This is a genomic window from Rhizobium sp. P2_G2 (genome assembly GCF_056403555.1).
Genome location: NZ_JBFUFF010000032.1, coordinates 1 through 15,182, shown reverse-complemented (window position 1 = coordinate 15,182; position 15,182 = coordinate 1). Strand labels below are relative to the sequence as shown.

General features: G+C 62.8%; 12 protein-coding genes and 1 pseudogene. 11 read left to right on the top strand and 2 right to left on the bottom strand.

The genetic code is table 11. The features are described 5' to 3' along the window. Positions 1-169 precede the first annotated feature (169 nt). The 9 genes from AC1D06_RS21565 (at position 170) to AC1D06_RS21525 (ending at position 11,176) form a co-directional block, all read left to right on the top strand. Positions 170-1,825 carry an ABC transporter substrate-binding protein gene (locus tag AC1D06_RS21565; RefSeq protein WP_477987875.1) on the top strand — a complete coding sequence of 552 codons (1,656 nt, stop codon included), beginning with the start codon at positions 170-172 and terminating at the stop codon, positions 1,823-1,825. Between the two features lie 21 nt (positions 1,826-1,846). Beyond that, positions 1,847-2,857: an ABC transporter permease gene (locus AC1D06_RS21560; RefSeq protein ID WP_477987874.1), complete on the top strand. Its 1,011-nt coding sequence runs from the start codon at positions 1,847-1,849 to the stop codon at positions 2,855-2,857. Further along, entirely contained in the window at positions 2,854-3,702 is an 849-nt protein-coding gene (locus AC1D06_RS21555) for an ABC transporter permease (RefSeq protein WP_477877422.1), read from the top strand. The genes AC1D06_RS21560 and AC1D06_RS21555 overlap by 4 nt, the downstream gene beginning before the upstream one ends. After that, positions 3,681-5,411 (top strand): ABC transporter ATP-binding protein, encoded by a 1,731-nt coding sequence (locus tag AC1D06_RS21550; RefSeq protein ID WP_477987872.1) that lies wholly within the window; start codon positions 3,681-3,683, stop codon positions 5,409-5,411. The genes AC1D06_RS21555 and AC1D06_RS21550 overlap by 22 nt, the downstream gene beginning before the upstream one ends. Beyond that, the gene (locus AC1D06_RS21545) at positions 5,408-6,490 is read left to right on the top strand and encodes an LLM class flavin-dependent oxidoreductase (protein ID WP_477987871.1); all 1,083 of its coding nucleotides are present in this window, start codon (positions 5,408-5,410) and stop codon (positions 6,488-6,490) included. The genes AC1D06_RS21550 and AC1D06_RS21545 overlap by 4 nt, the downstream gene beginning before the upstream one ends. Positions 6,491-6,644: 154 nt before the next feature. After that, the gene (locus AC1D06_RS21540) at positions 6,645-7,748 is read left to right on the top strand and encodes an LLM class flavin-dependent oxidoreductase (RefSeq protein WP_477987870.1); all 1,104 of its coding nucleotides are present in this window, start codon (positions 6,645-6,647) and stop codon (positions 7,746-7,748) included. Positions 7,749-7,835: 87 nt separating this feature from the next. Then, positions 7,836-9,017 (top strand): acyl-CoA dehydrogenase family protein, encoded by a 1,182-nt coding sequence (locus AC1D06_RS21535; RefSeq protein WP_477987869.1) that lies wholly within the window; start codon positions 7,836-7,838, stop codon positions 9,015-9,017. Positions 9,018-9,063: 46 nt separating this feature from the next. Beyond that, positions 9,064-10,056, top strand: coding sequence for a ketopantoate reductase family protein (locus AC1D06_RS21530; protein ID WP_477987868.1), 993 nt, complete (start codon positions 9,064-9,066; stop codon positions 10,054-10,056). 34 nt (positions 10,057-10,090) lie between these two features. After that, the gene (locus AC1D06_RS21525) at positions 10,091-11,176 is read left to right on the top strand and encodes an LLM class flavin-dependent oxidoreductase (protein WP_477987867.1); all 1,086 of its coding nucleotides are present in this window, start codon (positions 10,091-10,093) and stop codon (positions 11,174-11,176) included. A gap of 91 nt (positions 11,177-11,267) precedes the next feature. Here the strand turns inward: AC1D06_RS21525 and AC1D06_RS21520 are convergent. Next, a pseudogene (locus AC1D06_RS21520) lies at positions 11,268-11,522 on the bottom strand (ATP-binding protein); the annotation flags it as partial. Between the two features lie 78 nt (positions 11,523-11,600). Here AC1D06_RS21520 and AC1D06_RS21515 point away from each other — a divergent pair. Beyond that, a complete protein-coding gene (locus AC1D06_RS21515; RefSeq protein WP_477987866.1) occupies positions 11,601-12,494 on the top strand; it encodes a dienelactone hydrolase family protein in 894 nt (297 codons plus the stop codon). A 155-nt stretch (positions 12,495-12,649) separates the two neighbouring features. Here the strand turns inward: AC1D06_RS21515 and AC1D06_RS21510 are convergent, their stop codons facing one another. Beyond that, a complete protein-coding gene (locus AC1D06_RS21510) occupies positions 12,650-14,374 on the bottom strand; it encodes a GH32 C-terminal domain-containing protein (RefSeq protein ID WP_477987865.1) in 1,725 nt (574 codons plus the stop codon). A gap of 136 nt (positions 14,375-14,510) precedes the next feature. Here AC1D06_RS21510 and AC1D06_RS21505 point away from each other — a divergent pair. Next, positions 14,511-15,182: ABC transporter ATP-binding protein (locus AC1D06_RS21505; RefSeq protein ID WP_477987864.1), on the top strand; the 672-nt coding region annotated here is incomplete at its 3' end.

The following is a 15,182-nucleotide window of genomic DNA, read 5'->3' as shown; positions in this document are numbered from 1 at the left end:
GCGTCGTCCAGATCCCACCAGCCCGGAAAAGTCGATTCTCCTCATCATTCGGGCCGCGAAAATAAAATCTATAAATTTAGTGTAAAAAGAATAACCTGTCTTTCTCTTCCGATTTTCCATGCTAGGGTGTGCATCATGATCCGCTCGGCAACCAAGACAGGACCGCATCATGACCGACCGCACTTTCACGCTTTCTCTCTCCCGGCGCCGCCTGCTGGCCGCCACCTCCGCACTGGTAGCCGCCTCTGTGATCAGCTCAGTGGGGTTCAGTCCGGTCCTGGCTGCAGACAACCCGGCCGAGGGCGGCGACATCATCTTCCTCATCGATTCGCTTGGTGACACCTGGGTACCGAACAACAGCGCCATCTCCAGTTTCCAGGGCCATATCTGGGGCCATGTGACCGATAAGCTCATCTATGTCGATGCCGAGGGCAAGGTCAGCCCCTGGATCGCAGAACGCTGGGAGCAGAACGACAAGGCGACCGAATTTACGCTTCACCTCAAGCCGGGTGTGACTTTCTCCGACGGAACCCCGCTCGATGCATCGGCGGTGGTCGCCAATCTCGACATCTGGTATGCCGGCCGCAAGAAGGAGGGCATCAACCCGATCGGCCTGTTCCCGAAGACCTATGATCATTCCCAGGCGGTTGATGCGGCCACGGTGAAGGTGTTCTTCAAGAAGCCGACGCTCGGCTTCATCCCGACGCTCGGCTACCATGGCTCGATCCTGATTTCTCCCAAAACCATCGCGCAGCCCGCCACAGACCAAGCGGACCTGAGCAAAACATCCGGCAGCGGCCCCTATGTGGTCGATTCTTGGAAGGACGGCGATTTCGTCAAACTGGTCAAGCGCAAGGACTACAATTGGGGGCCGGCGGCCGTCGGTCATACCGGCCCGGCCCATCTCGACACAATCACCTACAAGCTGGTCAACGAACCCTCGCTGCGCGTCGCCGCTGTCCAGTCCGGTCAGGCCGATATCGCCTACAATGCCTCTCCGCAGGAACTGCAGTCCCTCAAGGAGGCGGGCTTCGTCATCGCGACGCCGCGCTATCTCGGTTTCGTCAACGGTTGGGCAATCAATACCAAGCTCGCGCCCTATGACGACCTGAAAGTACGCCAGGCTCTGCAGGCCGCCATCAATCGCCAGGAGATCATCGACACCGTCTATACGCCCGACTGGAAGCTGGCGACGTCCTTCATCCAGAGCAACGTGCCCGGCGCGACCGACCACAGCGATCTTCTTACTTACAATCCCGCCAAGGCGGAAAAACTCCTCGACGAGGCCGGATGGGTCAAGGGCGCCGACGGCATCCGCGCCAAGGACGGCAAGCCGCTGGAGCTGGCTCTCAACTCCAATCCCTATCTGGCAACGTCGAAATCGGTCGATGAGCTCATTGCCCAGCAGCTCGGCAAGATCGGCTGGAAGGTCAGCATCCGGGCCTATGACGTCGTGACGTTCGGCGAAAAGGTCAAGTATGGCGGCCCGGCCGTGCCGGCCTACGAGGTGACGCGCAGCTTCATCGACGCCGGTACCGTCGCCGGCATCCTGACCAATGCCAACAATGGTGAGAACTGGTTCGCCCTCGATGAGCGGGACAAGGTGCTCAACGATCTGCGCGACAAGATCGCAAGCGCCGGCTCCGTCGACATCCGCAAGCCGCTGCTCGACGAGCTGCAGAAATACGTCCTCGAACAGGGCTACTTCATTCCGCGAACGCAGATCGTCCAGCGCATCTATGTGCAGTCTCCGAACCTCAAGGGCGTGACCTATAACGGCGTCGCCTATGCCAGCTACTACACGGCAACGAAAACCACCGTGTAACCGCGAAGGAGGGCGACCGGCATGAACAGTGCCTACCGAACCTACGCCACAAAGCGTTTCGTCCAGGCGGTCATCGTGATCCTGCTGGCCTATGTCTTTACCTTCGTCGTCGTCAGCATCCTGCCGGGCGACCCGATCACCAACGTCCTCCGCAACCCCCAGAGCGGGTTCACGGAGGACGAGATCAAGCAGATCATCGCCGCCCAAGGTCTGGACAAGCCGGTGCTTGTCCAGCTCTGGTCGTCCCTTTCCAGCTTCCTGACCGGTGACCTCGGCATATCCATGCGGTCGCATCGGCCGGTGGCGACATTGATAGGCGAAGTGCTGCCCTCGACGCTGGTCCTGGCGGCTTCGGGCCTCCTCGTCGCGCTGGTGCTGGCGGTGACGATCTCCTACGGAACCCGGTTCGTTCCCAAGCGCTTCGGCCAGGGCCTGCTGCGCGGCTTTCCGTCACTGTTCCTGTCGGTTCCCAATTTCGTCCTGGGCCTGATTCTGATCCACATCTTCGGCTTCCAGTTCGGCTTCTTCCGGGTGATCGAGCCGGACAGCTTCTGGGCCACCGTTTTTGCCGCCATCACGCTCGGCATCCCGATCTCCGCTCAGATCGCCGAGGTGCTGATTGCCAATCTCGATCATGAATCGGGACAAGAATATGCCGCCGTCGCGCGTAGTCGCGGGCTGAGCAAGATGCGCCTTTTCACCAGGCATCTGCTCAAGCCATCCTCCCTTCCCGTCGTCACCGTGATCGCGCTGACCATCGGCGAACTGCTCGGCGGCTCACTGATCACCGAGACGGTGTTTGGACGCACGGGCATCGGCAGCCTCGTGCAGCGCTCGGTGAGCAGCCAGGACCTGCCCGTCCTGCAAGCCATCRTCTCGCTGGCGGCCGTGGTTTTTGTGGTCGTCAACCTGATTGCGGACCTGACCTACCCGCTGCTTGATCCGCGCGTGAAGCTTGTCGGCGCACCCGGGCGTACCCCAACCACCGCTGACGAAAGCTCCGCCGGCGTTTCCGGGGCGGTGACGTCATGAGCATGGCTTCCGACTATTTTAACGCCCGCATCACGGCGACCAAAAGACTGACGGCTTTGCGCGTGCCGGTGAGCGTGGCGTTGTCGTTTGCGGTCGTGGCGCTTGTGATCGCCTGGTCCCTGGCGCCGGGCCTATTCACCAGCCATGATCCCATCAACGGCGTGCCGGCGCACAAGCTCATGGCGCCCAGTTTTGCTTACTGGTTCGGAACCGACCATCTGGGGCGCGACCTCTATACCCGCGTCGTCTATGGCACGGCCTCTTCGGTGTCGAGCGCGCTGATTGCCGTTGCCATCGGTGTTGTCGCCGGCGGCATTATCGGCCTCCTGGCTGGATTTCTCGGCGGCCGGGTGGACACCACACTCGCCCGGCTCGTCGACGTCCTGCTGGCGATCCCCAAATTCCTGCTTGCCGTCATCGTCGTCACCGCGATCGGCTTCGCCACCACCAATGCCGCCATCGCAACCGGGGTCTCGGCGGTCGCCGTCTTCGCCCGCGTCATGCGTTCAGAGGTCATCAAGACGCGGGCTGCGACGTTCGTCGAGTCTTCGTACCTTCTGGGCGGCTCGCGTTGGCATATCCTTTGGCGTCACGTCCTGCCGAATGCGTCGCTCTCGGTGCTGCCGCTCGCCGTGCTTTATTTCGGCGATTCGATCCTGGTGATCGCCAGCCTTGCCTTCCTCGGTTACGGCGACCCGCCGCCTGCCTCCGACTGGGGCCTGCTGATCTCGATCGGCAAGGATTATCCCAAATGGCCATGGCTGGTCTACGCACCCGCCTTCGTCACGATCGCCACCGTCCTCTCAGTGAACAGGATCAGCCGATGGTTACGCAAGACAGACTGAGCACGACCTTTTTCCGCGCCGGCTCCGCCGGACCGAAGCCGCAACAACCGGCCAGCCTTCTCCGGGTCGACGGCCTGTCCGTCTCCTATGGACCCAACGAGGTCGTCAGAAATGTCGGCTTCGAACTGGGCCGCGGCAAAAGCCTGGCACTGATCGGGGAGTCCGGATCAGGCAAGTCGACCATCGCCCGCGCAGTGCTGCGGCTTCTGCCGAGCCGCGGAAATGCGGTCGGTCGCGTAGAGCTTAACGGCCAGGACGTGCTGGCTCTTCCGGAGCGCCATTTCCGGCCGCTTCGGGGGCGGACCATCGGCTTTGTTCCGCAGGACCCCGGCAATGCGCTCAACCCGGTGCGGACGATCGGCGCACAGGCGATGGAAGCGGCGGCACTCCTCGACGAGCCCGACAAGGCGATCCGCAAGGAGCGCATTCTGGAGGCCTTTGCCCAGGTCGGGCTCGACAATCCCCAGCGCGTCTATGACTCCTATCCGCATCAATTGTCCGGCGGCATGCTGCAGCGCGTGCTGATCGGACTTGCCGTTCTCCCCCGTCCGTCGCTGTTGGTCGCCGATGAGCCGACCTCGGCGCTCGACGTCACGATCCAGAAACGCATCCTCGACCTGCTGTCGCGATTGCAGCATGAGCTGGATATCAGCCTGCTGCTCATCACCCACGACCTGGCGATTGCCGCCGAGCGGGCGGATTCGCTGGTCGTGCTGAAGGATGGCGTGGTGCAGGAAGCCGGCACCACCGCGACCGTGTTTTCCTCACCCGCCTCGGCCTATGCGAGGAAGCTGCATGCCGACGTTCCGGCCCTGAACCCGGACCGCTATGCCCGCCTGCGCGATCTCGGTTTCCGTTTGCTCGACGCCGGCACGGGCAAGGCTCCGAAGATAGAGGTCAGCGCCATCACCAAGACTTTTGCGGTCGACGGAAGGGCCGTAACGGCCGTCGACGACGTGTCGTTCAGCGTTCCGGCCGGCACCACGCATGCGCTCGTCGGCGAGTCGGGCTCGGGCAAGACGACGACCATCCGGCTGTTGCTCGGGCTGGACCAGCCCGACAGCGGCAAGATCTCGGTGGCGGGAGAACAGCTCACCGGCCGCTCGCAGGGGTCGCTGCGCGCGGTCTGGCGCCAGCTTCAGTTCGTCTACCAGAATCCCTTCACCTCGCTCGACCCGACCTGGAAGATCGAGCAACTGGTGCGCGAGCCGCTCGACCGGTTCGGGATCGGAACCCGCGAAGAGCGGGCCGAGCAGGTCCACCGGGCGCTCGCCGATGTCGGGCTCGGGGAGCATCTGCTCTCCCGCAAGCCCGAAGCCTTGTCGGGCGGCCAGCGCCAGCGCGTGGCGATTGCCCGGGCGCTGGTCCTCAAGCCCGATGTGATCGTGCTCGACGAACCCACCTCCGCGCTCGATGTCAGCGTCCAGGCCGATATCGTCGAGGTGCTGCTGTCGCTGCAGGCCAATCTCGGCCTGACCTATATCTTCGTGTCCCATGACCTGGCGCTGGTGCGCCAGCTCGCGCACACCGTCTCCGTGATGTATCGCGGACGCGTGGTCGAACAGGGGCGCGTCAGCGACATCTTCGACAACCCGCAGCAGCCCTATACCGTATCGCTGCTGAAATCGATCCCGTCGGGCGCCGCCCCGGTCGCCGGCGTACCAAGGCCGCAACCCCGGCGGACCGTCAATCAGGTACAGATCGCATGAACATGACCGCACCTGCCAGAACCGAGCCCCAGCCGTTCCGTCCGAAAAGCCGGCTCGGCTTCAACACCCGGGTGTCCTTCAACGACGACGCCGGCGCAGCCCAAGGGCTACGCGACGGCATCGAACTGTACAAGGCCGCCGAGCATCTGGGCTACCAGTCGGGCTGGGCCTATCAACGGCATTTCGATCATTACCTGTCTTCGCCGCTGCCCTTCTTCGCCGCGGCCGGCCAGCATGCCAGGCGCATCACGCTTGGGTCAGCGGTCATTCCGATGCGCTACCAGGACCCGATCCTGCTCGCCGAGGCGGCGGGTACGACGGACCTGCTGATCGACGGCCGCCTGGAGCTCGCCATCTCGACCGGCGCCAATGCGGCCTTCGACGCCGTCTTCGGCACGGTCGACACCGATGCCCGCACGGAGGCGAAACACCGTCAGGCGCGTTTCCTCGCCGCGATCTCGGGCGAGGTCCTGCATACCGTCACCGAACCGGGTCAGGGTGCGCCGAAGGGCGCCGAACTGCGGGTGACGCCACACAGCCCTACCCTGCGCTCCCGCATCCGGCAGGGCTCGGCCAGCCTTGGCTCAGGGATACAGGCCGCCGAACTCGGGATCGGGCTGATCTCGGGCACCGTCCAGCACGACCACGCGGAAGGCGAGAGCTTCGGGCAATACCAGGCCCGCATCATCGAGGCCTATCGCAGCACCTGGCGCAGGATATGGGACAGCGAGCCGCCACCGGTCGTGGTCGCCGCCTCGATCCTGGTTGGCACGACCGCAGAGCTCCGCGAGAAATATGCCGCCTATGACCTTGAGCGCCGCACGCTCGGCATTGCCGCTTCCCGTCCGAAGGGTGCGCTTGCCCCGCCGGCGCAGCCCGCCGGGGCGCAGATTTCGCCGGTCTTCCAGGGCACGCCGGATCAGGTGATCGAGGCCATGTTCGCCGATCCGGGCCTGGCGGCAGCCGACGAGGTCCTCCTGTTCCTGCCACCCGCCTTCGGTCTGGCCGAAAACCTACGACTGTTGGGCGATCTGGCCGAGACCGTTGCGCCGGCACTGGGATGGTCTCCGTCTTGGTGAGCGTGCTGCAGAATTATCAGACACAACCAAATCAGGGGTGGCAATCATGGATCATTTTCTATAGTTTTGCTAAATAAAGAAAGACCAGTCTTCCTCTCTGCGCTGCCGCGCAGCAATGTCGCAACAAATATACGGCAACCCATAGGAGCCCACGATGACCGCGGAATTCATCAGCGTCAGCTTTCCCAACGCATCGAACGACCTCAACCCAATTCCCGACGCGCCTGTGGATCCCCGCTATCTGGAGCGGTATTCGCGCGCGCTCGACGAATACGGCTTCAATTATACCCTGCTGCCCTATTCCTCGTCGTCGTTCGACCCGTTCACGCTTGGCGCCACCGTGCTGGCGCACACGAAGAACCTGAAAATCATCGTCGCGCTGCGGCCGAACACCGTCTATCCGACGGTCGCGGCCAAATCGCTGGCAACGCTTGACCAGCTGAGCGGCGGGCGTGTCGTGGTCCACTTCATTGCCGGCGGCAATGATGAAGAGCAGGCGCGCGAAGGCGATTTCCTCAGTAAGGAGGAGCGCTATGAACGCCAGGAAGAATATATCCGCATCCTGCGCCTGGCCTGGACGTCGAAAGAACCCTTCGATTTCGATGGCAAGCACTATCAGTTCAAGCAGTTCCGCAGCGCGGTGCGCCCCACGCATGGAACCATCCCGATTTCGCTCGGCGGCTCGTCTGATGCCGCCTACCGGATCGGCGGCGCGCTCTGCGATATTTTCGGCCTCTGGGGCGAACCCCTCAAGGAGACGAAGGAACAGATCGACCGGGTCTATGCCGAAGCTGCCAAAGCGGGCCGGACGGATCGCCCGCGCATCTGGGTTACCTTCCGCCCGATCGTGGCTGAGACCGACGAACTGGCATGGCAAAAGGCCCATAAGGTCGTGGACCAGCTGAAGGACAACCGAGAGAAGGGCCTCTCGCGCTCGCCACTTTCAGCAGCGCGCCCGGCCAATGTCGGATCGCAGCGGCTGCTCGACATAGCCGCGCGCGGCGATGTGCATGACCGCGCCCTGTGGTATCCGACGGTCACCGCGACCAACGCCGCCGGCGCCACCACCGCGCTGGTCGGATCGCCGCGCACCATCGCGGACTCGATCCTCGATTACATCGATCTCGGCGCCGATCTCATCTCTATCCGCGGCTATGACAATTTCAACGACGCGGTCGATTACGGCCGCTACATCCTGCCGCTGGTGCGGGAGGGCATTCGCGAGCGGGAAGCGCTCAAGAAATCGGCGGCCGCCTGATCCTCCCGGCTGGACCGCCGACAAGGGAGCGGCGCGGGTCCCGACCGCGCCGASACGCTGCTGGAATAATCAGAAGGCTTGAACGACATGCCCTACGACAAAAGCGCGCTCGACGCGGCTCAACAGGTACTTTCGGACAACGCTCCCGAGGCGGATCGCACAGGTCAGTTTCCCTGGGCAGGTATCAATGCCGTTCATGAATATGGCCTGCTCTCAAGCACTGTCGCCACCCGCCACGGCGGCGATGGAGGCACGCTTTACGACGCCGCCGAGATCCTGGCGGCCCTGGGACGGGGCGACCCGTCGGTCGCGCTGATCAGCGCCATGACCATCTTCAGCCATCTTGTCCAGGCGGAGAAAGGCCATTGGCCGGAGGGCCTCTACAATCGCCTGCTGGCGGAAGGCAGGCAGCGGCCGCTCTTGCTCAATGCCGCCCGGGTCGAGCCCGAACTCGGCTCGCCCGCGCGCGGCGGCCTGCCGGCAACCCGCGCCCGTCGCACCGCAAACGGCTGGTCGATCACGGGTCGCAAGCGTTTCGTCACCGGCGCCTACGGCCTGACTCATTTTCTGGTCTGGGCCCATACCGACGAAACGCCGGCCCGGGTCGGAACCTTCGTCGTGCCGAACGGACTGCCCGGCATTCACGTGATCGAGAACTGGAACAGCCTCGGCATGCGCGCCACGGGTTCGCATGACGTCGAATATACGGACGTGGCGATTCCGGCGGAAAACGTGCTGGAACTCGTCGATCCGTCTGTTGCCCAGCAGGACAATCGGGCGCATGCGGCGATGACTTTGGCCTTGACGGCGATCTATCTCGGTGTGGCCGAAGCCGCGCAGGAGGCGTTCATCCGCTTCGCGCATGAACGGGTTCCGACCAATCTGGGCCACCCGATCGCCCGCACGGAGCGCTTCGTCACGCTCTCGGGCGAAATCGACCTCCTCGTCTCCGGTGCCCGGGAGATCATTTTCGACACCCTCAGAACCGGCTTGGGCAATCCGGAAAGACTTGTGCGGGCGCGCCTGACTGCCGGGCGGCAGTTGCGCGATGCGGTCCAGATTGCTGTGCGCGGCCTTGGCAATCCCGGCCTGGGCTCCGACCTGGGGCTCGAACGGCATTTTCGCGACATTCAGGCCGTGCTCGTCCACGCTCCACAGGAGGACACATGCATATCGATGCTCGGCCGCGCCGCCTTCGACCGGTGGAATCGAGAGAAGGCTGCCGTGGTACGGCATCCGGCAGAACTGCAAATCCTGAAGTCCGCGTGAAGCGCTGGCAACCGCCTGCAATCAATCTCGATCCTGGCAGACACATATGACACGCTACATCATCATTGGCGCAGGCGCGGTGGGCGCAAGCCTCGCCGCCGAGTTCGAGACCGCGGATATCCCCTATATTCTGGTGGGACGTGGCGCGCAGATCGCTCACATCGCTCGAAACGGCCTGTCCTATCGCCGCCCGAACGAGACGCGCATCGTTCGGCTCAACGCGATCGACACCGGAACCCCACCGGCGCTCAGGCCAGACGACATCCTCATCCTGACGGTCAAAGCGCAGGATGTCGAAGCCGCCACCGACTTCTGGGCTTGGCGCGACGTCGAAGGCGCAGACCCCGCGGGCCTCGCTGGCCTCGCATCGGAACTGCCGCTGGTGACGCTTCAGAACGGGCTGGCGGCCGAGGATATCGCGCTCCGGCGCTTCGCCCGCGTCTATGCCGCCAGCATCCTCGTCCCCGCGCGATACACCGTGACCGGCGAGGTCGCCGTGGATGCCGCGCCGAATGTCGGCGTCGTCACGCTCGGACGCTACCCTGAAGGCCTCGATGATACGGCAACGGCGATCGTTTCCGACCTGACGAAGGCGGGATACCTCGCCGAAGCCCGCCCGGACATTCGCCGCTGGAAGGCCGCCAAGCTGCAGCACAATGTCGCCAACGCCATCGAGCTTTTCGCCGGCCCACCGGAGGCCCGCGCACAAGCCGCAACCGAGCTGGCGGCCGAAGCGCGACATGTCCTGCTTGCCGCCGGCTACGACCCTGCAGCCCCTTCGGAGCGTGGGATCGACATTTCCGGCTGGCAGGTCAGGCGTAGCGGACCCGGTCCCGGCCAGCAATCGACATGGCAAAGCTTCGTACGCGGCACATCGAGCGAAGTCGACTATCTGAACGGCGAGATCGTGCGTCTCGGGCGGCTTCACGGCGTCGCGACGCCGCTCAATGCCGCCTTTCAGCGGGCAGCGGCGAGGCTTGCGCGCGATGGCGGCAAGCCAGGCTCGCAAGATATTCCCACGGTCGAACAGCCAGCTTGACGACCAACGATCCTGGACGCAGGTTGGCGTGAACATGAGCAGTCATTCCGAATTCCTCTGGTACATCCCCAACGACGTCAAAGCGGGCCATCGCGGAGACGTTGCAGCGGAAGACCATAACAGCCTCGACACCCTGACGGCGCATGCCAGGACCATAGAGGAGCATGGCTGGAAGGGTGCCCTGATCGGCACCGGCTGGGGTCGCCCCGATACATTCACCATCGCGACCGCGCTTCTCGCGCGAACCACCACGTTCGAGCCCTTGATCGCCATCCGTCCCGGCTACTGGAAGCCTGCACACTTTGCCGCTTCTGCCGCCACGCTTGACCAGTTGAGCGGCGGGCGCGTGCGGGTCAACGTTGTGTCCGGCCAGGACGAGCTGGCCGCCTACGGCGACAGCGAAGGCGACCAGTCGCAACGCTACGCTCGGACGAAGGAATTCATGCGGCTGATCCGCCGTCTCTGGACCGAGGAGAATGTCACCTTCGCCGGTGAGCATTTCCACGTCGCCGGGTCCACGGTCGTGCCGAGGCTGGAACCACGCGGCAGGCGGCTGCATCCGAAACTCTATTTCGGCGGCGCTTCGGCCGCGGCCGAGCGGGTGGCTGCCACGGAGGCCGATGTCCAGCTTTTTTGGGGCGAACCCCTGGACGGTGTCCGGGAGCGGATAGAGCGGTTGAAGACACTCGGCAAGACGCTCGACCGCGACATCGCCCCACTGGAATTCGGCCTCAGGATCACCACCCTGGTGCGAGACACGACGAGTGAGGCCTGGGCGGATGCGGAAGCAAAGGTCGCCAGGATGGCCGAAGGCAAAGCCGGCAGCTGGCAGGACCATCGTCAAGGGATGGCGGTCGGCCAGCGCCGCCTTCTCGATCTTGCCGCGCGTGGCGACGTGCTGGACGACAATCTCTACACCGCGCCGGGCAGGTTCGGCGGCGGCGGTGCAGGCACCACATGGCTGGTCGGTTCCGCCGAGGATGTCGCCCGCTCGCTGCGCAAATACCAGGACGCCGGCATCACGCATTTCGTTCTGTCCGATACGCCGTATCTTGCGGAAATCCGCCGCCAGGGCGACCGGTTGCTGCCGCTGATCCGGAACACAAACATATCGACATGACGGTCATCAAAGCTCCGACATGTCCAGAACAATCACGAGACGCCGGCTTGTGAAAATTTCGGAAGTGCAATTGCAAAATGAACGCGACTTGCATGCTGAGCCATTCACCGAATGCCAGATTGGTGGTGACGACGATGGAGGTGCGCTCATTGGCCGCTGATCCGGCGGAACGGCAGCTGCCCTCCGGCCTGGGCGAATGGCATATAGCCGAGCTCATCGAGGATAATGAGGTCGAGACGGGTGCGATGATCGGCAGTGCGTTCCTGCTCGCCTCCACTTCCGGCCAATTGACGAGATCGATGACGTTGAAGAACCGACCGCGTATGCCGTTGCGGATAGATGCCCGGGTGGGACATGATTTGGTCGACTTTACCCGAGAGCATACGGGCTCGCGGCGATGGCCGCGCCTTCCTGGAGTCATTGCATGTTCCGCTTGTTCTCCTTTGTCGCTGCCGCCTGCCTCTTCATGCTCTCGGTGCTTGGCGCCGAGGCATTGAGCGCTGAGAAGCAAAGCCTGCCTCAGACGGTTCATTTTCCTGGACCGAACGGTCTAGACCTGGTCGGATACTTGTTCCTTCCACCCAAATTTGCCGGCCGCATCCCAGCGATGGTCTTGATGCACGGCCGCGCCGGCCCCTATTCCAGCGCCGCCCACGGGGTTTTCGATGCCTCGACCCTGTCCAAGCGGCACGTGTTCTGGGGCCGATTCTGGGCCGATCACGGTTATGCAGCGCTGCTGGTAGACAGTTTCGGACCTCGCGGTTTTGCCAGCGGCTTTCCAATTCATTCCTACGACGACCGTCCCGAGGCTGTGAACGAGGTTACGGTGCGTCCGCTCGATGCCTATGCGGCGCTCGCCTACCTGCGCACGCGGCCCGATATCGACGGACAGCACATCGCCCTTCAGGGCTGGTCCAATGGCGGCAGCGCCACGCTTGCCAGCATGGCCGATGTAACGCTGAAGTCTGTCGGACTGGAGGCGAAGAACGGCTTTCTCGGCGGCATCGCCTTCTATCCGGCCTGCGGCCTGCATGGCGTGTTCGACAATCGCTTCGTGACCTATGCGCCTGTGCGAGTCTTCAGCGGCGACAATGACGAAGAGGTCTCGGCCGCCCATTGCAGGCGGCTCGTCGATGCCGCTCATGCGCTCGGCGCCGATACTGCGATTACGATCTATCCCGGGGCCACCCATGATTTCGACGATCCCGGCAAGAAGCGCCAGAGCGTCGAGGCCAATGCGGATGCCAAAGCCGATGCGGTGCCAAAGGCGTTGGCGTTTGTGCGCGGCCTGTTCGGAACCAGCGCGCCGGCCAACTGAGGCGGCGAAGATAAGACGGTGGCGTCTGGACGGCCGAGGAACAGGGGACGGTCTACACCTCGAAAGCCAACCGAAAAAGATGGTGGCAGAGGGGATCAAGCACATCAGCTTGGAACAAAAGAGCACTGAAATCAATCAGTCGGCGCCCACGCTATTCACGCCCACGCGGAGTTACAGTTCCACGCTTCGCAGGTTTCGATGTGGAAGGGCTCGGCCGGCACCAGCTCGAGCGAAGTGAGCCCTGTGATCTTGTAGGTACGACGTGTGCCGCAGACCGCGCCGCCGTTCGCAAAAACCTCGACGACTCCGCGGTCGAAAAACAGCGTCAGCTGTTCGAGCGTTAGTGGTGCTGAACGGTACCTGATATCACCTGTATCCTCGGCGACCGTTAGTTCGAGTCTGCCCGAGATGTGCGTCAGCCTGAAGCTCTCTCCACCTACGCTCTGCCCGGTGATCTGAATTCCATCCAGATTGCCTGCCAACGATAATTCAATCGGACGATCGGGTTCGCATGCGAATTGATAGGGCGCGGTCTGCGTAAGCGCGCGTGAGCGCAGGCGCTGATAGCCCTCTTCCGGCATCATTGTCAGGTGCGATTGGGCATCGAGGCCGAGGACGCGCGGCAGGGACATTTCGCCGCTGTAAGGCGAACCGGCGGGCTTGCGGAATTCCCAATTGAAGAGCCAGGCAAATGCAATCTGGCGCTCCTTTGCCCGAAAACTCTGCATCGCATAAAAATCCGTACCGAAGTCCAGTTCCTGTAGCTCCTCGGATAGGGGCTTAAAGCGGTCGTCTGCAAAATTGCCGACTTGAGCGTAGAGGAGATTGTGGCGTCCAGTCTCCGGCTCGGTGTAGCCGACGAAACCCATCACAAGCACAAACCGGCCGTCGAGTTCGAAGAAGTCCGGGCACTCGACGCAACGCGCGCCGTGCCGCCGGAAATGTTCGGGGGCGCGATAGAGGACCGACAGGAATTGCCAATCATTGCCGTCCTCGGAACCATAGAGCAACACCGCGGGGTCGCCGTCGATCGCGGCTCCAAGCACCATTCGGTATGCTTGGCGTTGGACGTCGTACCAGACCTTGGGATCGCGGAAGTCATGAGCGCTCCCAGGAGCACCGTCGACGAGCACCAAACGGTTGGCGTCGGGGCGAAGCATGTCGTTAGACGGCGCGACCTTCTTCTGCACTTCCTTGTAGTCCTTGAAGAGGTCGTACGCTGGCAGGCGCTCCGTGTAATAGAAGCTTGGAGCGCCATCTTTGTCGACAAAGGCACTGCCGGAGAATGCTCCACCTGTGGCACCGAGCGACCAAAGATTTTGTTCCGGATGCAGGAACACCGGGAGATGGGTCCAACGATAGAGATCGTCACTGACGGCATGACCCCAGTGCATCGGCCCCCATTCGGACTCGACGGTATGGAATTGGTAAAATAGATGATAACGACCATCGATGAAACACAGTCCATTGGGATCGTTCATCCACGCCTGAAACGGTGAGAACCGCAACTGTGGCCGGTTGGGATCGCTTTCGTACCAATCCGGCCAGCCAGCCTTTGGCCGGGCGATGACGCCACCCTCGCGAACTTCCAAGAAAGTTACGCCCTTCTCGGCCACCTGCGCAGGATCGAAACTGTAGAACAGCGGTATTTCGATCGCGTTATCGTCCCATTCCAGCGTCAGCGGGCCGTCGGCATGATGCGTATAGGAATAGAACTGGAAATAGGGCGGCAGCGACGCGATCCGGTAAACGACCCAATCGCCGACACACAGAACGAACGTCTCCTCGCCCTTCTCGACGCCAGCTTCCCCGGGCTTTTGCCGAGCCCAGATTTCGAACCGCGATCCCCGCCCTGCATCCAATTCCACCCTGTTCTTCATTCGCTCCTCCTGTTGCGGACAGCGCCTCGCTAACCGCGCTTGACAAAATGTCGACGTCGATATTTACTGTCGACGTCGACATTTGGCAAGCCCGCAGTTGGAGCACTGCATCACCTGACCGGTCGAGGAGGAGAACATGGCTGATTTACACCTTGAGAGCGTCTCGAAATCCTATGGCGCGGCGACCGTGATCCGCGGCATCGATCTCGAAATCCCGTTCGGCGAATTCGTCGTTTTCGTCGGACCGTCCGGCTGCGGGAAATCCACCCTGCTGCGCATGATCGCCGGGCTTGAACCGATCTCTGGCGGCGTGATCCGCATCGGCGGAACAGTGGCAAACCTTCTTGAGCCCGCCGAGCGCGGCGTCGCGATGGTTTTTCAGTCCTATGCCCTCTATCCGCATATGACGGCCTATAAGAACATGGCCTTTGGTCTGAAGATCGCCGGGCTCGACAGGAACGAGATCGATGAGCGCGTTACCCGTGCCGCCAAAATGCTCCAGATCGAGGAATTGCTGCACCGTATCCCCAAGGATATGTCGGGCGGCCAGCGCCAGCGGGTCGCGATCGGCCGCTCGATCGTGCGCGAACCCCGCCTCTTCCTCTTTGATGAACCGCTGTCCAACCTTGATGCGGCGCTGCGCGTTCAGACGCGCATCGAGATCGCCAAGCTGCATAAGATTGTCGATGCGACGATGATCTACGTGACCCACGATCAGGTCGAGGCGATGACGCTGGCCGATCGGATCGTGGTGCTCAATCAGGGCATGATCGAGCAGGTCGGCTCCCCTCTCGAACTGTACCGCACC

What these genes read in the sequence shown, in the direction of transcription:
- AC1D06_RS21565 (WP_477987875.1), top strand. Translation starts at nt 170, where the DNA reads ATGACCGACCGCACTTTCACGCTTTCTCTCTCCCGGCGCCGCCTGCTG.
- AC1D06_RS21555 (WP_477877422.1), top strand. Translation starts at nt 2,854, where the DNA reads ATGAGCATGGCTTCCGACTATTTTAACGCCCGCATCACGGCGACCAAA.
- AC1D06_RS21550 (WP_477987872.1), top strand. Translation starts at nt 3,681, where the DNA reads ATGGTTACGCAAGACAGACTGAGCACGACCTTTTTCCGCGCCGGCTCC.
- AC1D06_RS21545 (WP_477987871.1), top strand. Translation starts at nt 5,408, where the DNA reads ATGAACATGACCGCACCTGCCAGAACCGAGCCCCAGCCGTTCCGTCCG.
- AC1D06_RS21540 (WP_477987870.1), top strand. Translation starts at nt 6,645, where the DNA reads ATGACCGCGGAATTCATCAGCGTCAGCTTTCCCAACGCATCGAACGAC.
- AC1D06_RS21535 (WP_477987869.1), top strand. Translation starts at nt 7,836, where the DNA reads ATGCCCTACGACAAAAGCGCGCTCGACGCGGCTCAACAGGTACTTTCG.
- AC1D06_RS21530 (WP_477987868.1), top strand. Translation starts at nt 9,064, where the DNA reads ATGACACGCTACATCATCATTGGCGCAGGCGCGGTGGGCGCAAGCCTC.
- AC1D06_RS21525 (WP_477987867.1), top strand. Translation starts at nt 10,091, where the DNA reads ATGAGCAGTCATTCCGAATTCCTCTGGTACATCCCCAACGACGTCAAA.
- AC1D06_RS21515 (WP_477987866.1), top strand. Translation starts at nt 11,601, where the DNA reads ATGTTCCGCTTGTTCTCCTTTGTCGCTGCCGCCTGCCTCTTCATGCTC.
- AC1D06_RS21510 (WP_477987865.1), bottom strand. Translation starts at nt 14,374, where the DNA reads ATGAAGAACAGGGTGGAATTGGATGCAGGGCGGGGATCGCGGTTCGAA.